The organism is Cellulomonas endometrii, assembly GCF_949769265.1.
In the GTDB taxonomy this organism is placed as follows: domain Bacteria; phylum Actinomycetota; class Actinomycetes; order Actinomycetales; family Cellulomonadaceae; genus Cellulomonas; species Cellulomonas endometrii.
Map to the genome: position 1 here is coordinate 265,423 of NZ_CATKPC010000002.1, position 18,035 is coordinate 283,457.

Here is an 18,035-nt window from a genome sequence, read left to right on the forward strand (position 1 = left end):
ATCAGCGAAGGAGCTGGACGTGAGACACCTCAGAGCAGTGATCGCCCTCGCCGTCGCCCTCGTGCTGGGCGGCGGTGGGCTGGCGGCGGCACCGCGCGCGGCCGCGGCGGACCCAGCCGGGGACGTGGCGACGATCGTCTCCCGCCTCGAGGAGTACTACCTCGGGCAGGGGGACCAGATCATCATCGCGAACGGCATCTACCTGGCGCGCACGTCGGAGGCCCTGGAGTACGCGGCCACCCAGCGCGCCGACGGCTCCTGGGCGGACGTGGACTACGCGGACCGCACCAGCTCGGCCAACGGGTCCGTCTGGTCCGCGTACACCGCGCTCTACCGGATGCTCGCCATGACCCACGCGTACCGGGACCCCGACGCCGAGGGCTTCCAGGACCCGGCGCTCGTGACCGGGGTCGAGCGGGCGCTCGCCCACTGGGACGTCGCCGACCCGGGCAACACCAACTGGTGGGAGACCGAGATCGGCGAGTCGATCGCGATGGGCCGGATCTCGATCTCCCTCGGTGACGTGCTGAGCGAGGACGCGATGGCCGTCGCGCTGCGGCACAACACCGGCAGGCTCGACCCGGTCGGCGCGAACGGCGCCTGGCGCACCACCAACTACCTGTTCGAGGCGATCGCCACCCACGACCTCGACAAGATCCGTGCCGGCTTCGACACGATGGTGCAGACCGTCGCCGTGGACGACTCCGGGACGGTCCAGGAGGCCGTGCAGCCGGACGCCAGCTTCTGGGCCCACGGTGCCCAGCTCTACAGCGAGGGCTACGGCATGGTGCTGTTCACGAACGTGGCGCTCTGGGCGGACGTCGCGCGCGGCACCAGCCTGGCCTTCAGCCGCCAGCACCTGGACACCATCGCCTTCTACATCATCACCGGCACCCGCTGGATGATCCGCGGCGAGATCGGGATGCTGTACCTGAACTACCGGCAGCCGAAGTCGATCGGCGGGGTGACCAGCCACGCGTCGGAGTTCATCGAGCCACTGACCCGGATGGTGCGGACCGACCCGCTCTACGCCACCGCGTACCGCGCGCTGCTCGACGGCATCCAGGGGAAGACCCGCACCAACGGGGCGACGGGCAACCGGTACTTCTGGCGGTCCGAGCTCTCCTCGCACCTGCGCGAGGACTACGGGATCTTCACCCGCCTGAACTCCAGCCGCACCGTCGGCAGCGAGTACCGCTCGACGTTCCGGCCCGAGATCGGCAACGAGATCGTGTGGAACTCCGCCGGGTCGACGGCGATCCAGGTCACCAACCGGGAGTACCTGGACCTCGGCCCGGCCTTCGACTGGTTCCACTACCCGGGCGTGACCGCGCCGTACACGAAGGAGCAGACGCGCGGGTCCACCGGCAACGGCGGCAGCTTCACCGGCGGCGTCTCGGACGGCACCTACGGTGCAAGCGTCTACACCCTGGACCGGGCGGCGACCCGGGCACAGAAGAGCTACTTCACCTTCGACGACGAGATGGTCGCGCTCGGCACGGGCATCGGGTCGACCTCGGCCGCCGCCGTGCACACCACGGTCAACCAGGTCGCAGCGAAGCCCAACGCCACGGTGAACGGCAGGCCGGTGGCGCCCGGCACGGACGCCGCCGTCGTGGACGGTCCCGCCTGGGCGTACAACGACGAGGTCGGGTACGTGTTCCCGGCCGGCGAGCGCGTCCTCGTGTCGAGCAAGCCGCAGACCGGCAGCTGGATCGGCGAGGCCCCGGTGACCCGCGACGCCTTCACCCTGCACGTCGACCACGGCACGCGACCGGACGGCGCCGGGTACGAGTACGTCGTGCTGCCCGCCGCGACGCCCGCCGAGGTCGAGGCGTACGCGAACGCCCCGGCGGTCGAGGTGCTCCGCAACGACCCGGCGCTGCAGGCGGTGCGGCACGCCGGCGCGCACCGCACGATGGCGACCTTCTTCCGGGCCGGCACGCTCGACCTGGGCGACGGGCGGGCTCTCGAGGTCGACCAACCCAGCCTGGTGATCCTCGACGAGTCGGGCGAGGTACCCGTCGTGAGCGTGGCGAACCCCGGCCAGCCGGGCATCGTCGTGCGCGTGTCCCTCACCGGGCCGGACGGCGCCGCGCACGGCGTCTTCGCCCTCGGGTCAGGGGCGGCGCTCGGCAAGACCGTGACCGCGGCGCTCGCCGTGAGCGTGGGCGACCCGTCCCCGTACACGGCGAGCAGTGCCCGGGACGGGCACGGCGCCGCACTGGCCGGCGACGGCGACGCGGGCACGTCGTGGCAGCCGGACGGCGGGGGCACCGCGTGGCTGACCCGGCAGCTCGAGCACGGGTCGTTCGTCACCGGCGTCACGGTGTCGTGGGGCGACGACCATGCCACCCGCTACCTGCTGCAGACCTCCACCGACGGCCGCACGTGGACCGACCAGCGGTTCACGCAGGACGGCACCGGCGGGACGACCCGCCTCGACGTCGCGCCCACGGCGGCCGGCTTCGTCCGGCTGCTCCTGCTCGGCGGCGACGGAGACGGCTACGCGGTGCGGGAGCTCGAGGTCGACACGAGCGTGAACGTCGCACTCGGCGGGGCGGTCTCCGTCTCGGGCACGTCCGGCGGGGCCGCCGGCAGCATCACCGACGGCAACATGGCGACCCGCTGGAGCGGGAACCTGTCCGACACCGCCTGGGCGCAGGTGGACCTGGGGTCGGTGAAGCCGGTCGGGGCCGTCCGGCTCTGGTGGGAGGCGTCGTACGCCCGCCAGTACCGGATCCAGGTCTCGGACGACGGCTCCGCCTGGCGGGACGCGTACGCCACGTCCGGCGCCGGGAGCGACGGCGGCGTCGACGCCGTGGCGCTCGACGAGCAGGCCCGGTACGTGCGGATGCAGACCGTCCAGCGCAGCGCCACCCAGTACGGGGTGTCGCTCTGGGAGCTCGAGGTGTTCGGTGACGACGCGATCACGTCGGCGCCGACGGTCCCGCCGGGCCGCGAGAACCTCGCCCTGGGCCGGGACGTCGCCGCGGACTCGCAGTACAACGCGACGCTCCCCCCGGGGAACGCCGTCGACGGGAACCTCACCACGCGGTGGGCGTCGCTGCGTCAGGACGCGCCGTTCACCACGGAGCGCTGGCTCCAGGTCGACCTCGGGAGCGCGCGCACGATCAACCAGGTCGTGCTGACCTGGGAGGCGGCGACCTCGAACGACTTCCGCGTCGAGGGGTCCGCAGACGGGCAGACCTGGCAGGAGCTCGCCCGGGTGCAGAAGACCTCGGCCGAGCTGAGGAACGTCGTGGACTTCACCCAGGCCGAGGTCCGGTACGTGCGGGTGATCGGCATGCCGGTGACGAAGTACGGCATGTCGCTCTTCGAGCTGGAGGTCTACGGCGGGTACACGCTCGGCTGCACGGCCACCGGCACCGCCCTCCCGCGCGACGGATCGGGGGTGCTGACGGCGACGATCTCCCCCGGCGAGGCCGACGACGCGGTCAGCGCGTCCTCCCTGGACCCCGCGGTCGCGGCCGTCACGGGTGCACCGCGGCTCGCCGCCGACGGGCGCATCGAGGTCGACCTGGCGACGGGGTCCTCCGGGTCCACGTCGGTGCTCGTCAGCCACGCCAAGGGCGACGAGATCGTGTGGTGCCCGGTGAGCATCGCGGTCACCACGCAGCACCTCGAGGACCTCGTGTCCCGGGCGAACACCCTGGAGAGCGAGCGCTACACGGCGGGCAGCTGGGCACCGCTGCTGCCCGCTCTGGAGACCGCGAAGGCGCTGCTGGCGTCGAGCGGGGTGACGCAAGCGGACATCGATCAGAGCGCGGCGGCGCTGTCCGCGGCGATCGACGGGCTCGTGCAGGTGGCACCGGCCGACGAGACGGCCCCGGTGGTGTCCGCGTCGGTCGACGGCCGGGTCGTGACGGTCGTGGCGGGGGACGAGGGCGGCTCGGGTGTCGCATCCGTCGAGTACCGCGTCGGCGGGTCGGGCGGCTGGACGACGTACACCGGGCCGGTCACCGTCCCGGGGTCCGACGCGGCCACCGTGCAGTTCCGCGCCACCGACGGAGCGGGGAACGTCTCGCCGGTGGGGTCCGTCCAGGTCGAGGCCGTCCCTCCTGGTGGTGACGGGACCCGGCCCGCGATAGGCGTGTCGTCGTCCTCCGTCCGGCCCGGCGACCGGGTGACCGTGACGCTGAGCGGGATGCCAGGGGCCGAGGTCGAGGTCGGCATCGCGTCGACCTACCGGCGCCTGGCCGGCACCGCGGTCGTCGACGGGTCGGCCCGGGTGAGCGTGACGATCCCGGCGGATGTCGCGGCCGGGACGCACCACCTGCAGGCGCGGGGTGCCGACGGCGGCGTGCTGGCCGAGGCCTCGATCACGGTGGTCGTCGACGCCGCCGAGGGCGGTGGCCTGGCTGCCACCGGCGCGACGATCGGAGTGGCGATCGCGATCGCGGTCGCCCTGCTCGCTGCCGGGACGGCGCTGAGGCTCCGGGTGCGCCCGCGGCGGCCGTAGCGCACGGGCGGCGGTGCGGGCGGTCCACGCCCGCACCGCCGCACCTCGGGGGCGATCCGGCCCCGGGGGCCACCGGGATCCCGGCAGGAGCCGCGCGGCCGCTACGAGGCGATGAGCAGCCCGTGCTCGAAGCCGTTGGTGAGCCGCCGGGCGGCGGAGAAGCGGCCTCCTCCCAGCCGGCGCGACCTCCCGATGACCACCAGGTCGGCCCGCTGCGTCCGCGCGAGCCCGGCGAGCTCGCCCACGATGTCGCCGGTCGGGAGGAACAGCCTGCCGTGCACCCGCGTGCGGGTGAGGACGTCGGCGACCTCGGCGGTGACGTCCGCCGCGACGTCGCTGCTCGCGTCGTCGGCGAGCGCACGTGCGTCCCAGCTGAACATCGACATCGAGGACACCGCGACCGAGGTCCAGTGCACGAACGGGCGTACGTAGCAGACGCTGAGCGTGGCCGACTCGCGCTCGGCGAGGCCCACGCTGAAGGCCAGCGCGCGGTACGACCTCTCGCGTCCGTCGACGCCGACGAGGATGTGGCGCAGGCTCATCGGGCGTCCCCGTCCCGCGCGGGCGGCCCGGCCTGGATCGATGCGCTCATCGTGGTCATGGCCCGAGTACACAGGTGACCTCCTGCGGCGGGGAACACGTAAAGTCGCGCACGATGTCTGTTTCTCGCCAGTCCCCGCCGGGCTGGACGGAGCTGCTGGAGTCCGAGGCCCGGGGCGCGGATGACCAACGCTCCGGTGTCTCGGCCGGTGGGGCGTTCCTCATCGAGCACGCGGCGGTGTCCCCGGACCACGCTCACCGGCGGGGGCACCTCGTGCACGCCGCCTCGGGCGTGCTGTCCCTGATCACGGAGCACGGGACGTGGATCGCGCCGGCGAACCGGTTCGGCTGGGTCCCCGCGGGTTTCGTCCACCGCCATCGTGCGCACGGGCGCACCGACATGCGCGTCCTGTACCTGGACGACGCCCTCGCGGGGGAGCTCCCGCCCGCGCCGGCGGTCCTGGTGGCGTCTCCGGTCGCCCGTGAGGCCGTCCTCGCGGCGACGGCGGGGCGGTCACGGACGGCGGCCGCGGTCGGGCACCTGCTGCGTGTCGTGGTCGACGAGGCGACCGACGCCCCGGAGCAGCCTCTTCATCTGCCGGAACCCCGGGACCGTCGACTGCGGGCCGTCGCCCGGCTCGTGGAACGCGACCTCGCCACGCCGGTGTCGTTGCAGGAGGTCGCCGCGATGGCCGGGGTCGGGGCGCGGACCCTGAGCCGGCTCTTCCGCGCAGAGACCGGGATGGGGTACCGGCAGTGGCGGTTGCAGCTCCGCGTGCACCGCGCTCTCGTGCTCCTCGCCGGCGGCTCGAGCGTCACCGACACCGCGGCCGCGTGCGGCTGGGCGACGACGAGTCAGTTCATCGAGCAGTTCACCCCGCTCGTCGGCATGACCCCCGGGCGGTACTGCCGGAGTGCCAGCGCGCACTGACGTCACCGGCTCGTGACCGGGCCCGAGCCGCCGGGCCGGTGCGGCGTGTGTGCACTGCACGCACAACGCCCGTCCGATGGCCGCGCCACCCCTCCAGCACCGCCCTTCCCGCGCGGCCCCCGCGCGATCCGCGAGGACCTCTCCCGGCCGGGCACCGGCTGCTCCTAGCGTCGGCGCATCCCGTCCGGGCCCCCCGGACGCGTCAACCGCCGACGGTCGGGCCGCTCGCGTGAGCGCTCACCGCCATCCCCTGGAGGAAGACGTGAGATCTCGTACTGCTGCCCTGGCCTGTGCCGCCGCCCTGACGCTCGCGGTGGGCGCGTGCGCCCCCGCCCAGTCCGGAGGGTCGGCCGCCACGGACGACGCCGACTCCGGCACCCTGCGCGTCTGGCTGTTCTCGGAGGTCACGCAGGACCCGAAGGAGGCCGTGGTCGACGAGGCCGTCGCCGAGTTCGAGTCCGCGCACGAGGGCGTCGAGGTGGAGGTCGAGTACATCCCTGTGGACGCCCGGTCGGAGCGGTTCACCGGCGCGTTCAACGACCCGTCGTCCGCCCCGGACGTCGCGGAGATCGGCAACACCGACCTCGCGGGCTTCGTCGACGCGGGCGGCCTTCTGGACGTCACCGACGCGATCGCCGACTGGGACGAGGGCGCGGACATCGACCCGGCGGTGCTGGAGACCACCGAGATCGACGGCGCCTCGTACGCCGTGCCGTGGTACATCGGCGTGCGCGCCCTGTACTACCGCACGGACGTGTTCGCCGAGCTCGGGCTGCAGCCGCCGGCGTCGCTGGCCGAGCTCGAGGAGACGGCCCGCGCGGTCCGCGCCGCCCGGCCGGAGCTCGTGGGCATCGCGACCGGTGGCGCCGCCCAGTTCGCCTTCCTCCCGTACATCTGGGCGCACGGCGGGCAGATCGCCGAGCAGGACGCCGACGGCGCCTGGACCGGCACGCTGGACTCCCCGGAGGCCCGCGAGGGCATCGCGGCGTACACCCGCCTGCTGCAGGACGACATCTGCCCCGCGCAGACGTGCGCCGAGTGGGGCGGCAACGCCTCGGTCCAGGAGTTCGTCGCCGGCAACGCGGCGATGACCATCGGCGGCGACTTCAACCGCCGCGCGGTCGACGAGTCGGCGGTCGGCGACCTGTACGGCGTCGTCCCGCTGCCCGGCGTCGAGGAGGGCTCCATCGCCCCGGCGTTCGGGGGCGGCAACCACCTCGCCGTCCTGTCGTCCACGGAGCGCCGGACGCTCGCGACCGAGTTCGTGCAGCTGCTCGCGGGCAAGAAGTACCAGCAGCAGATGTTCGACGCCATGGGGAACATCCCCGTGTTCACCGACGTGCAGGCGGACGTCGCGGAGCAGGTCCCCGCGATCGAGCCGTTCGTCGAGACGCTCGCGGCGGGCACCGAGTTCGTGCCGGTGACCCCCGCGTGGAGCACCGTCGACGCGCAGGCGGTGCTGCCGACGATGGTGCAGAGCGTCGCGACCGGCGCCGCGGACGTCGACACGGCGACCGCCGAGGCGACCGCGGCCCTGGACGCCGCGTTCGGCGCGCAGTGACGGCGACCCACGCCCCGCTGCCCGGCACGGGCGGGTCCACCCTGCCCGTGCCGGGAGGCACGCCCCGCGGCGGGCAGCCGCTCGCCCGGCGCGGCCGGGGGACCAGCTGGGCGCGCCGGTGGGAGCCGCGGTTCTACCTGATCCCGGCCGGCGTCGTCCTCGCCGGCCTGCTCGCCTACCCGCTCTACCAGCTCGTCGTCGTGTCGCTCTACGACTACCGCCAGGCGAACGTGTCCGGGAGCGCCCCGCTGCGGTTCATCGGGCTCGACAACTACGCCCGGCTGCTCGGCGACGACGCGTTCTGGACGGTGCTCGGCAACACGGTGGTGTTCGCGGCGGCGTGCGTCGCGGCGACCCTCGCGGTCGGCGGGGCGCTCGCCCTGCTCGCCACGCGGCTGCGGCCCTGGTCCCGCACGGTGCTGTTCCTCGCGTCGCTCGGCGCGTGGGCCACGCCGGCGATGACCGGGTCCGCGGTGTGGCTGTTCCTGTTCGACCCGACGCTCGGCTTCGTCAACCAGACGCTCACCGCGATCGGGCTGGACGGGTTCGCGGGGCACTCGTGGACGTACGACAAGTGGTCGGCGTTCGCGCTCGTGGGCGCGGAGATCGTCTGGTGCTCGTTCCCGTTCGTGATGGTGACGCTGTACGCCGGGATCATCGGCGTGCCGACCGAGATCCAGGAGGCCGCCCGCCTGGACGGCGCGTCGACGTGGCGGGTCGCCGTCAGCGTCGTCGCGCCGATCCTGCGGCCCGTGCTGGCGATCATCACCATCCAGTCGATCATCTGGGACTTCAAGGTGTTCACGCAGATCTACGTGATGACGGGCGGCGGCGGCATCGCCGGCCAGAACCTGGTGCTCAACGTGTACTCGTACCAGCAGGCGTTCGCGGCCTCCCAGTACGGACTCGGCTCCGCGGTCGGCGTCATCACCACGATGCTGCTGATGGTCGTGACCCTCGCCTACCTGCGGGCCCTGCGCCGGTCCGGGGAGGAGCTGTGAGCGCCCCCGCCGCGACCCGCGTCGCCCGCCGGCGGCGGCCCCGGGTCGGCGCCGACGTGCTGGCGGTCGTGGTCGCCGCGGTCGTCGCGTTCCCCCTGTACTGGATGCTGCTCTCCGCGCTGAAGCCCACCACGGAGCTGATGTCCGGCGACGCGCTGCCGTACACGCTGCACCCCACGCTCGACGCGTTCACGCGGGTGCTGTCGGTCGAGAACGTGGGCCGGTACCTGCTCAACTCGGTGCTCGTGGCTGCGGTCGCGGTGCCGGGCGCGATGTTCTGCGCCTTCTTCGCGGCCGTCGCGCTGACCCGCTACCGCTTCCGGCTGCGCACGACGCTGCTGGTCACGGTGCTCGTCGCCCAGATGGTGCCCGTCGAGGCCCTCACCATCCCGCTGTTCTTCCTGTTCCGGTCGTTCGGGATGGTCGTCCCGGAGCTGGGCCTGAACCACCTGGGCTCGCTGATGCTCGTGCACATCTGCTTCTCGACGCCGTTCGCGATCTGGATGCTGCGCGGGTTCGTCGCCGCGGTCCCGGAGGAGGTCGAGGAGGCGGCGCGGCTGGACGGCGCGTCCGGGCTGCGGTTCGTGCGGTCGATCCTGTTCCCGCTGGTCGCGCCCGGCCTCGTCGCGGTCAGCATCTTCGGGTTCATCTCGACGTGGAACGACTTCCTGTACCCGCGCACGTTCATCATCTCCGCGCAGGAGAACCAGACCCTGCCGCTGGCGATCCTCAACTTCTTCAAGCCGGACCAGAACGACTGGGGCGCGATCATGGCGGGCTCGGTCATCATGACGCTGCCCGTGCTGGTCTTCTTCGTGTTCGTGCAACGGCACCTGGTCTCCGGGCTGGCCGGGGCCGTGAAGGGGTGAGCGTGGACGCGTCCCAGACCCGGAACGAGTCGCTGTCGGTGCGCCGCAGCCTGCAGCTGCTGGAGCAGGTCCGCCAGCTGGCGACGGCCGAGCGGGGGGTGCCGGTGGCCGTCCTGGCCGAGCAGGTCGGGGTGCACCGGTCGACCGCCGCCCGGCTGCTCGCGCCCCTGGTCGAGGAGGAGCTGCTCGCCCGCGACGGGTCCGGCCGGTACCGCCTCGGCCCGGGCGCGCTGCGGCTCGGCCAGTCCTACGTGGACGAGCTCGACGTCGCCGGCCTGGCCGCCCCGTACCTGCGGGACCTGGCCGCGCGCACCGGCGCGACGTCGGTCCTCGGCCTCCCCGCGGGCGGGGCCGTCCGGATCGCGGCGTGCGCGGGCGACGGCGGACGGCTCCCGGTCGGCGCCGGCCTCGGGACGCTGCTCCCGACGTACTGCACGGCGCTCGGCAAGGCGGTGCTGTCCGTCGCGCCCGCCTCCTGGATCGACCAGGCGATCGCGACCGGGCTCCGGAGCTTCACGGACCGGACGATCACCGACCCGACCGAGCTGCGCGGGGAGCTCGACCGCACCCGCCGCCGCGGGTTCGCCCTGAATGACCGCGAGCACGACCAGCACGTCCGGGCGGTCGCCTCGCCCGTGCTCAACCACGTGGGCTCGGTGGTCGCCGCCGTCTGCACGTCGACGGACCACACCCGCATGCCGCCGGCCGCGATCCGCACCCACGCCCGGGCCACCGCCGAGGTCGCCCGCACCCTGTCTCGCGCGATGGGCTGGACCCGCGCGCCGCAACCCCTCCGAGAGGTCTGACGTGACTGCTCCCACCCAGCTCGGCCTCGTGCCCGCGCCGCGCGACGTCGTGCTCACCGGCGCCGACGCCGTCCTGCCCGCGGCGTTCGCCGTGCACCTCGACCCCGAGGTCGCCGACGCGCGCGCCGTGCTCCTGGACGTCCTGTCCGTCCGCCTCGGCTGCGCGGTGAGCGTCGTCGAGGACCCCTCGGCGCCCGCCGCCGTGCGGCTCGTGCACCGCCCGGGGATGCCCGAGGAGGACTACCGGCTGACGGTCGACGGCACCCGGGAGCCCGTCGTCCTGGTCGAGGCCGGCGGCGCCGCGGGCGCCCGGCACGCCGTCCGCACGCTGCAGCAGCTGGCGGGCCCGGCCGCGTTCCGTGCCGTGCCGACGGGGCGGCCGGGGCAGCCGGGGCAGCCGGGCGGCGTGCTGCTGCCCGGGGTGGTCGTCGACGACGGCCCGCGGTTCGGCCACCGCGCGGTGCTGCTCGACGTCGCCCGGCACTTCATGCCCAAGGACGGCGTGCTGCGGTTCATCGACCTCGCGTCCGCCCACAAGCTCAACGTGCTGCACCTGCACCTGACCGACGACCAGGGGTGGCGCATGGAGGTCCGCGCGTTCCCCCGGCTGACGGAGGTCGGCGCGTGGCGCACGGAGTCGCAGGTCGGGTCGTCGCGGTCGCCGCTGCGGGACGGCACCCCGCACGGCGGGTACTACACGCAGGACGACCTGCGCGAGATCGTCGCCTACGCGCGGACGCGCGGCATCGTCGTCGTGCCGGAGATCGACGTGCCCGGCCACTCGCAGGCCGCGATGGCGGCCTACCCGCACCTCGCGCCGCACCTCCCGCCGCAGCAGGTGTGGACCCGGTGGGGCCTCAACCCGCACGCGCTGGGCGTCTCGGACGACGTGCTCGCGTTCTTCCGGACCGTCCTGGACGAGGTCATGGAGATCTTCGACGCCCCGATGATCTGCCTCGGCGGCGACGAGGTGCCGACCCAGGAGTGGGCGACCGACCCCGACACGGTGGCGCGGGCCACCGAGCTGGGCCTGGACAGCGTCGAGGAGCTCGTGCCGTGGTTCGTGGCGCAGCTCGCCGAGCACCTGCGCGCCCGCGGGCGGCGGACCACGGTCTGGGACGAGGTCGGGGGCGCGCGCGTCCCCACGGACGTGGTCGTGAACTCGTGGCGCGGCTACCGCGGCGGCATCGACGCCCTGCGCGACGGGCACGACGTCGTGGTGTGCCCGGAGCACGAGGTCTACCTCGACCACCGCGCCGCGGCCGGCCTCGACGAGCCGGTGCCGGTGGGCACCGTGCACACGGTCGAGGACGTCTACCGGTTCGAGCCGCTCACCGACCAGGTCGCGGAGGCGGCCGGCGAGCTCGGTGCCGGGACGGTGCTCGGGGCGCAGGCGCACATCTGGACCGAGCAGCTCGACAGCCCGCGCCGCGTGGACTACGCCACCTACCCCCGGCTGACGGCGTTCGCGGAGGTCGTGTGGTCCCCGCGCGAGAGCCGCGACTGGGAGGACTTCGAGCGGCGGCTGCGGGACGCGCACCTCCCGCGCCTGGACGCCGCCGGGGTGGAGTACCGGCCGCTGGACGGGCCGCACCCGTGGCAGCGCCGGCCCGCCGTCCCCGGCTGGCCGCTGCGGTTCGACGAGCTCGGCCGGCTGGTGCACGCCGTCGACGGCGCCCGGTGAGCGCGACCGGCACCGGCGCGCTCCGGGTCCCGCGTCCCGGCGACGCCCTGCTGCTGCGCGGCGGGACCGTCGCCGACGGCAGCGGGGCACCCGAGCGGGCGGCCGACGTGCTCGTGGCCGGGGGCCGCGTGGTCCGCGTCGCGCCCGGCGTGAGCCCGGCCGGGGCGACGGTCGTCGACGTGAGCGGCATGGTCGTCATGCCGGGGTTCGTCGACGCGCACGTGCACGCCGACGCCGTCGCGCTCGACCGCGAGGTGCAGGACGCGCTCGCGCACCAGGGCGTCACCACCGTCGTCGTCGGGCAGGACGGGCTGTCGTACGCCCCGTCGCACGCCTCGGGGAGCGGCGGCCCGGGCGCCGACGGCCCGGACGCCGCGGCGTTCGCGCGCCGGTACTTCGCCGCCGTGGACGGCGACCACCCGACGTTCACCACCGGGTCGGTCGAGGACCTGCTCGCGACCTACGACGGCGCGACGACCGCCGACGTGGCGTACCTCGTGCCGCACGGCACCCTGCGGTACGCGGTCATGGGCCCGGACGCCCGCCCGGCCCGGCCCGACGAGATCGGGGCGATGGCCGACCTGCTGGCCGCGGGCCTGGACGCCGGTGCCCGCGGGATGTCCACGGGGCTGGAGTACGCACCGGCGTGCTGGGCGCAGCCCGACGAGCTGCTCTCCCTGTGCGCGGTGCTCGCGAGCCGCGGCCTGCCGCACGTCTCGCACATGCGGGGCTACGAGGACCGGGTGCCCGTGGCGCTGGCCGAGCTGCTCGACCTGGCCCGCCGCACCGGGGTCGCGACGCACGTGTCGCACCTGCACGGCCCGGCCGACGTGGTCGTGCCGCTGCTGGACGCCGCGCTGGCCGACGGGTTCGACCTGACCTTCGACAGCTACCCCTATTTGCGCGGCGCCTCCGTGCTCGCCCTCGTGGCCCTGCCCACCTGGCTGCCGCTCGCCGACCCCGACCGGGCCGTCGCCCTCCTGGAGGACGCCGAGGTGCGGGCGCGGCTGCTCGCCGAGGACCTCCCGGCCCGGGCCGACGTCTGGCCGCGGGTGACCCTGGCGTCCGTCCCGCACCCCGACTACCGCTGGGCGGAGGGGCGCCGGCTGGTCGAGGTCGCCCGCGAGCTCGGCGAGGCGCCCGACCGCACGGCCCTCCGGCTGCTCGTCGCCACCGGCCTGCGCGTCGGGTGCGTGTTCGAGCAGCCGCCCACCAACTCGGCGGCCTCCGTGCGCGCGCTGCTGCGCCACCGCGCGCAGTGCGCCGGCTCCGACGGCATCTACGTCGGCGGGCACCCGCACCCGCGCGGCTGGGGGACGTTCGCCCGGTTCCTCGGGACGCACGTGCGCGAGCTCGGCGACTGGGACTGGGGCACCGCCGCCCGGCACCTCGCGGGGACCGCCGCCGCCCGGTTCGGGCTCACCGACCGCGGTGTGCTGCGGCCCGGCACGCGGGCGGACGTCGTCGTGCTCGACCCGCGCACCGTGGCCGACACCGCCACCTACGCCGAGCCGCGCTCCGTCGCCCGGGGCGTGCGCGACGTGCTCGTCGCCGGCGACCCGGTCCTGTGGCAGGGTGCCCGGACCGACCGCCTCCCGGGCCGCGGCGTCCGCTGAGGGGCGCCACCACCCACCGACCACCGGGACCACCGCCTCGACCACCGGTGCCACCGCTCCGCCCGCCGGGATCGCCGGCACGACCGCCGGGACCGCCGGCACGAACCAAGGAAGGCACCACCATGACCCGCACCGCCGTCAGCACCGACGCCGCACCCCGCCCCGCCGGGGCGTACTCCCAGGCCGTCCGCCTGGGCGACCTCATCTGGACCGCCGGGTTCGGCCCGCAGGACCCGGCCACCGGCGCCGTGGCCGACTCCGTCGCCGAGCAGACCCGGCAGGTGCTCCGCAACGTCCGCGCCACCCTGGAGGCCGCGGGCTTCACGATGGACGACGTCGTGAAGACCACCGTGCACCTGGCGGACCTCGCCGACTTCGCCGAGTTCAACGCCGCGTACGGGGAGTTCTTCACCGCGCCCGAGCCGGCGCGCACCACCGTGGGCTCGCAGCTCGCGGGGATCAAGGTCGAGATCGACGTCGTGGCGGGTCGCGCCTCCTGACGGCGAGCGGCGGACCGTGCCGGCGCGCACCGGCACGGTCCGCCGCCGTCAGAACAGAGTCGTCAGCAGGTCGGTCACCCGCAGGTCCTCGTCGAGCACGGGCACGACGCGCCACTTGTCGAACGCCGTGCAGGGGTGCGACACCCCGAGCTCCAGCAGGTCCCCGACCTCGAGCGGCGTCGCCCGGTCGTCCACCGGCTCGAGGTAGGCGTGCTGGTCGTTGGTCCGCGTGAACGCCCACCCGCGCACCGGCTCCGGCTCGGCACCCGCGCGGTGCACCCGCAGCGGGACGGGCAGGCCCTCGTCGACCGGGACGTCACGCTTGCCCGCGCCGACGATCACGAGCCCCGGCTCCGGGCAGGACGTCACCTGCGCCCACACGCGCAGGGCGGGGCGCAGCGTCCCGGGCACCCGCGTGAACGGCGTGCGGCGGGCGTAGACGCCGTGGTCGTGGGTCACCGTCGACCCGCTGCGCAGCAGCACCCGCGCGGGCAGCCCGCCGAGCACCGGCCGCCCGCCCAGGACCTCGGCCACCACGTCGAAGTACGCCGACCCGCCGACCGAGACGGTCACCTCGTCCGCCTCGACGAGCCCGGCGTCCGCGAGCAGCGCCGCCACGCCCCGCAGCTGCTCCAGGAAGCACCGCACCTCCGTGACGCCGGGCAGCCCGCCCTCGTACGCGGTGACGCCGAGCAGCCGCACCCCGGCCGCGGCCCGGACGGCCCCGGCCAGGTCCAGCGCCGCCGCGGCGTCCCGTACGCCGGTCCGCCCGCCCGCGTGACCGAGCTCGACGAGCACCGGCACCGGTGCGTCCTCGTCCGCGACGGCCACCAGCGCGTCCAGCCCGGCGCGGGAGTCGACCTGCAGCACGACCTGACCGCCGTCCGCGGCACCCTCGCGGGCCACCCAGCGCAACACGCTGCCGTCCAGCACCTGGTTCGCGACCAGGAGGCGCCGCACCCCGGCCGCGCGCGCGGCGAGCGCCTGGTTCCCGGTCGCGACCGTCATCCCCCACGCGCCCGCCGCGAGCTGCCGCGCGAACAGGGCGGGGGCCATGGACGTCTTCCCGTGCGGGGCCAGGTCGAGCCCGTGCTCGGCGGCGAACGCCGCCATGGCAGCGACGTTGTGGTCCACCGCGGGCCCGTCCACCGTGAGCGCCGGCCAGGTGAGGGAGCCGTCCAGCAGGTGCGGCCGCCGGGCCAGCCAGTCGCTCACTGCGACCGGCTCGGGCTGCCACAGCCCCTTGACCCAGGGGCCGACGACGGCGGGCCGGTGCGCGGTGTCCGAGGTGAGGAGATGCACGTGCCGACCGTAGGGCGGGGCGCGGCCGGCGCGGAGGGGCGGGGGACAGGTGTGTGCAGGCCGCACGGGGCGTGCGTGGGGGTCTGCTTGACGGATTTCCTGAGCGCGCTCAGAATTGAGCACGCTCGGATTCGCCGAGCGGGACGGCGTGCTGCCGGCTCCCACCACGAAGGAGCACCACCCTCATGCGGGCTTTCGGGATCACCGGCTACCAGCAGCCGCTGACGCAGATCGACGTCCCGGAGCCGGTCGTCGGTCCACGCGACGTGCTGGTCGACGTGCAGGCCGCGGGCCTGAACCACCTGGACGAGAAGATGCGGGCGGGTGAGTTCAAGGCGCTCCTGCCCGCCGCGATGCCCCTGGTCCTGGGCTACGACGCCGCCGGGACCGTGCTCGAGGTCGGCTCCGAGGTCCGCGGCTTCGCCCCGAGCGACCGCGTCTACGGGCGACCCGCGGCGGGCGGCACGTTCACCGAGCGGATCGCCGTCCCCGTGGATGAGCTCGCGCACGTCCCCGCGTCGCTCAGCACCGTCCAGGCCGGCGGCCTGCCCCTGGTCGCCCTGACCGCGTGGCAGGCGCTCGTCGAGCGCGGGCACCTGCAGCCCGGGCAGAAGGTGCTGGTCCACGCCGGTGCCGGCGCGGTGGGGTCGCTCGCGATCCAGCTCGCGAAGCACCTCGGCGCCGTCGTGGCCACCACCGCGAGCGGCGCCGGGGTCGACGTGGCGCGTGCGCTCGGTGCGGACGTGGTGGTCGACTACCGATCCCAGGACTTCGAGGCGGAGCTGTCCGGCTACGACCTCGTCCTCGACAGCCTCGGCGGGGAGAACCTGATGAAGTCGCTGCGCGTCCTGCGCCCGGGGGGCAAGGCCGTCGGCATCGCCGGGCCCCCCGAGCCGGCCTTCGCCCGGCAGGCGGGCCTCAACCCCGTGCTGCGGCTGGCGGTCGGCGCCCTGAGCAGCAAGGTCCGCCGCCAGGCGCGGAGGCTGCACGTGACCTACGAGTTCCTGTTCATGCACGCCTCGGGCGAGCAGCTGCGGCAGATCAGCGCGCTGATCGAGGACGGCACCCTGCGTCCCCTGCCCGTCGAGACCTTCCCCGCGGAGCAGACCGCCGAGGCGCTCGCGGGGCTCGCCGCGGGGCGCATCCGCGGCAAGGCCGTCGTCACGCGCGCCTGACGCCTCCGCCGTCCGGGCACGACGACGCCGCGGGTGGCAGGGGGTCCCCCCGCCCGCGGCGCCGTGCGTGGACCGGCTGCTCAGGACGGCGAGCCCGCGATCTGCGGGTAGACGACCTCCACCGGGGCGCTGAGCCCGGCCTTGGCCTGGACGGACGTCGCGTCGGCGAGCACCTCGTACCGGTCGGTCTCGACCGCGTCGAGCACGGCGGCGACGAGGTCGGCGGGGTCGGTCTTCGGGGCGTCGCTCCCTGCGGCCATGGCGGTGTCGACGTACCCGACGTGCACGCCCACGACGTGCACACCGGCCGGTGCGAGCTCGAGGCGCAGGGAGTTCGTCGCCGACCACAGCGCGGCCTTCGTGGCGCTGTAGATCCCCGCGACGGCGTACCAGCTCAGCGCGGAGTGGATGTCGACGACCGCGGCGTTCCTCGCCTGCACGAGCAGCGGGGCGAACGCGCGCGCGATGAGCAGCGGGCCGACGAAGTTCGTCTCCACGCTGGCGCGGATCTCCTCGTCGGTGTGGGTGAGGATGCCGGCGGTGGCGACCGAGACGCCCGCGTTGTTGACGAGGACGGTCACGTCCGGCGCGGCCTCGACCGCGGCCCGGATCGACGCGGGGTCCGTGACGTCGAGCGCGAGGGGCACGATGCGCTCGTCGTCCCAGGCGCGGGGGGTGCGGGCGGTGGCGTAGACCTTCGTCGCGCCGCGCGCGAGCGCCTGGTGGACGAACTGGGTGCCGATGCCGCCGTTCGCGCCGGTGACCAGGACGACTGCGTCGTCGAGAGCGGGCATGGTGGTGCTCCTTCTTCGAGGGACCGAGCCGGGCGGCCAGGGGCCCCGTGGAACAATGAGCCGCGGCACACCTGAGTCCGACCAGCAGTGACTACGCTCGAAACTGAGTCGACTCACCCTCTATTCCCGGAGGCAGCACCCATGGCAGTCGCCCCCACGCCGACCGGCCGGCGCGAGCGCAACAAGCAGCAGAAGCTCGAGCGCATCACCGCGGCCGCGCGCGAGCTGTTCGCCGTGCACGGGGTGGACGACGTCACGACGCAGCAGATCGCCGAGCGGGCCGACATCGGCGCCGGCACGCTGTTCCTCTACGCCCGGAGCAAGGGCGAGCTGCTCCTCCTGGTGCAGAACGCCGCCTACGCCGACGCCCTCGCCCGCGGCGTCCAGGCGGCCGCGAGCAGCGCCGACGCCCTCGACGGGGTGCTCGCGATCGCCCGGCCCGTCGTGGAGTGCAACCGCACCCAGGTCGAGAACGGCCGGACCTACCTGCGCGAGATGGTGTTCGGCGACCCCGAGGAGCCGCACCACCGCGAGGCGCTCGCCATCGTCGAGCGGACCGAGCACGCGGTCGCCGACGTGCTCACCCGCCACGGTCTCGCGGGGGAGGAGGACGCCGCGACCCTCGCGCACGTGGTGTCGGCGGTGATGCTCCTGGCGATGGCCACGCGAGCGGACGCCGGTGCGACCGTCGAGGAGATCCTGGGCGACATCCGGCGCCAGGTCGCCGTGCTGCTGGGACGGTCGTCCGGCTGACCGGCGCGCTCGCGAGCAGC

14 protein-coding genes are annotated in these 18,035 nt (G+C 74.7%); 11 read left to right on the top strand and 3 right to left on the bottom strand.

Going from position 1 to position 18,035, the window contains the following annotated elements; translation table 11 throughout:
* The first annotated feature begins 19 nt into the window (after positions 1–19).
* Positions 20–4,483 (top strand): discoidin domain-containing protein, encoded by a 4,464-nt coding sequence (locus QNH85_RS03645; RefSeq protein ID WP_282944692.1) that lies wholly within the window; start codon positions 20–22, stop codon positions 4,481–4,483.
* Positions 4,484–4,584: 101 nt separating this feature from the next.
* On the opposite strand, the gene QNH85_RS03650 is transcribed toward QNH85_RS03645, so the two are convergent.
* The gene (locus QNH85_RS03650; RefSeq protein ID WP_282944693.1) at positions 4,585–5,025 is read right to left on the bottom strand and encodes a universal stress protein; all 441 of its coding nucleotides are present in this window, start codon (positions 5,023–5,025) and stop codon (positions 4,585–4,587) included.
* Between the two features lie 113 nt (positions 5,026–5,138).
* Between QNH85_RS03650 and QNH85_RS03655 the strand changes: the two genes are divergently transcribed.
* The 8 genes from QNH85_RS03655 to QNH85_RS03690 all read left to right on the top strand — a co-directional run bounded on the left by QNH85_RS03655 (position 5,139) and on the right by QNH85_RS03690 (position 13,991).
* Positions 5,139–5,954, top strand: a complete 816-nt coding sequence (locus QNH85_RS03655) for an AraC family transcriptional regulator (RefSeq protein WP_282944695.1) — start codon at positions 5,139–5,141, stop codon at positions 5,952–5,954.
* A 262-nt stretch (positions 5,955–6,216) separates the two neighbouring features.
* Positions 6,217–7,515 carry an extracellular solute-binding protein gene (locus QNH85_RS03660; RefSeq protein WP_282944696.1) on the top strand — a complete coding sequence of 433 codons (1,299 nt, stop codon included), beginning with the start codon at positions 6,217–6,219 and terminating at the stop codon, positions 7,513–7,515.
* Positions 7,512–8,516: a carbohydrate ABC transporter permease gene (locus QNH85_RS03665; protein ID WP_282944697.1), complete on the top strand. Its 1,005-nt coding sequence runs from the start codon at positions 7,512–7,514 to the stop codon at positions 8,514–8,516. The genes QNH85_RS03660 and QNH85_RS03665 overlap by 4 nt, the downstream gene beginning before the upstream one ends.
* Positions 8,513–9,385, top strand: coding sequence for a carbohydrate ABC transporter permease (locus QNH85_RS03670; protein ID WP_282944699.1), 873 nt, complete (start codon positions 8,513–8,515; stop codon positions 9,383–9,385). Before QNH85_RS03665 ends, QNH85_RS03670 begins: the two co-directional genes overlap by 4 nt.
* 2 nt (positions 9,386–9,387) lie before the next feature.
* A complete protein-coding gene (locus QNH85_RS03675) occupies positions 9,388–10,191 on the top strand; it encodes an IclR family transcriptional regulator (protein ID WP_213282012.1) in 804 nt (267 codons plus the stop codon).
* Between the two features lies 1 nt (position 10,192).
* The gene (locus QNH85_RS03680; RefSeq protein ID WP_282944700.1) at positions 10,193–11,875 is read left to right on the top strand and encodes a beta-N-acetylhexosaminidase; all 1,683 of its coding nucleotides are present in this window, start codon (positions 10,193–10,195) and stop codon (positions 11,873–11,875) included.
* On the top strand, positions 11,872–13,491 hold the full coding sequence (locus tag QNH85_RS03685; protein WP_282944702.1) for an N-acyl-D-amino-acid deacylase family protein: 1,620 nt from the start codon (positions 11,872–11,874) through the stop codon (positions 13,489–13,491). Before QNH85_RS03680 ends, QNH85_RS03685 begins: the two co-directional genes overlap by 4 nt.
* Positions 13,492–13,613: 122 nt before the next feature.
* Entirely contained in the window at positions 13,614–13,991 is a 378-nt protein-coding gene (locus QNH85_RS03690; RefSeq protein ID WP_282944703.1) for a RidA family protein, read from the top strand.
* A gap of 48 nt (positions 13,992–14,039) precedes the next feature.
* Here the strand turns inward: QNH85_RS03690 and QNH85_RS03695 are convergent, their stop codons facing one another.
* The gene (locus QNH85_RS03695) at positions 14,040–15,293 is read right to left on the bottom strand and encodes an alanine racemase (RefSeq protein WP_282944705.1); all 1,254 of its coding nucleotides are present in this window, start codon (positions 15,291–15,293) and stop codon (positions 14,040–14,042) included.
* 185 nt (positions 15,294–15,478) lie between these two features.
* Here QNH85_RS03695 and QNH85_RS03700 point away from each other — a divergent pair, with 185 nt between their 5' ends.
* Positions 15,479–16,468: an NADP-dependent oxidoreductase gene (locus QNH85_RS03700; RefSeq protein WP_282944707.1), complete on the top strand. Its 990-nt coding sequence runs from the start codon at positions 15,479–15,481 to the stop codon at positions 16,466–16,468.
* 80 nt (positions 16,469–16,548) lie between these two features.
* On the opposite strand, the gene QNH85_RS03705 is transcribed toward QNH85_RS03700, so the two are convergent.
* On the bottom strand, positions 16,549–17,262 hold the full coding sequence (locus tag QNH85_RS03705; RefSeq protein WP_282944709.1) for an SDR family oxidoreductase: 714 nt from the start codon (positions 17,260–17,262) through the stop codon (positions 16,549–16,551).
* Between the two features lie 141 nt (positions 17,263–17,403).
* Between QNH85_RS03705 and QNH85_RS03710 the strand changes: the two genes are divergently transcribed.
* Positions 17,404–18,015: a TetR/AcrR family transcriptional regulator gene (locus QNH85_RS03710; RefSeq protein WP_282944729.1), complete on the top strand. Its 612-nt coding sequence runs from the start codon at positions 17,404–17,406 to the stop codon at positions 18,013–18,015.
* The last annotated feature ends 20 nt before the right edge of the window (positions 18,016–18,035 follow it).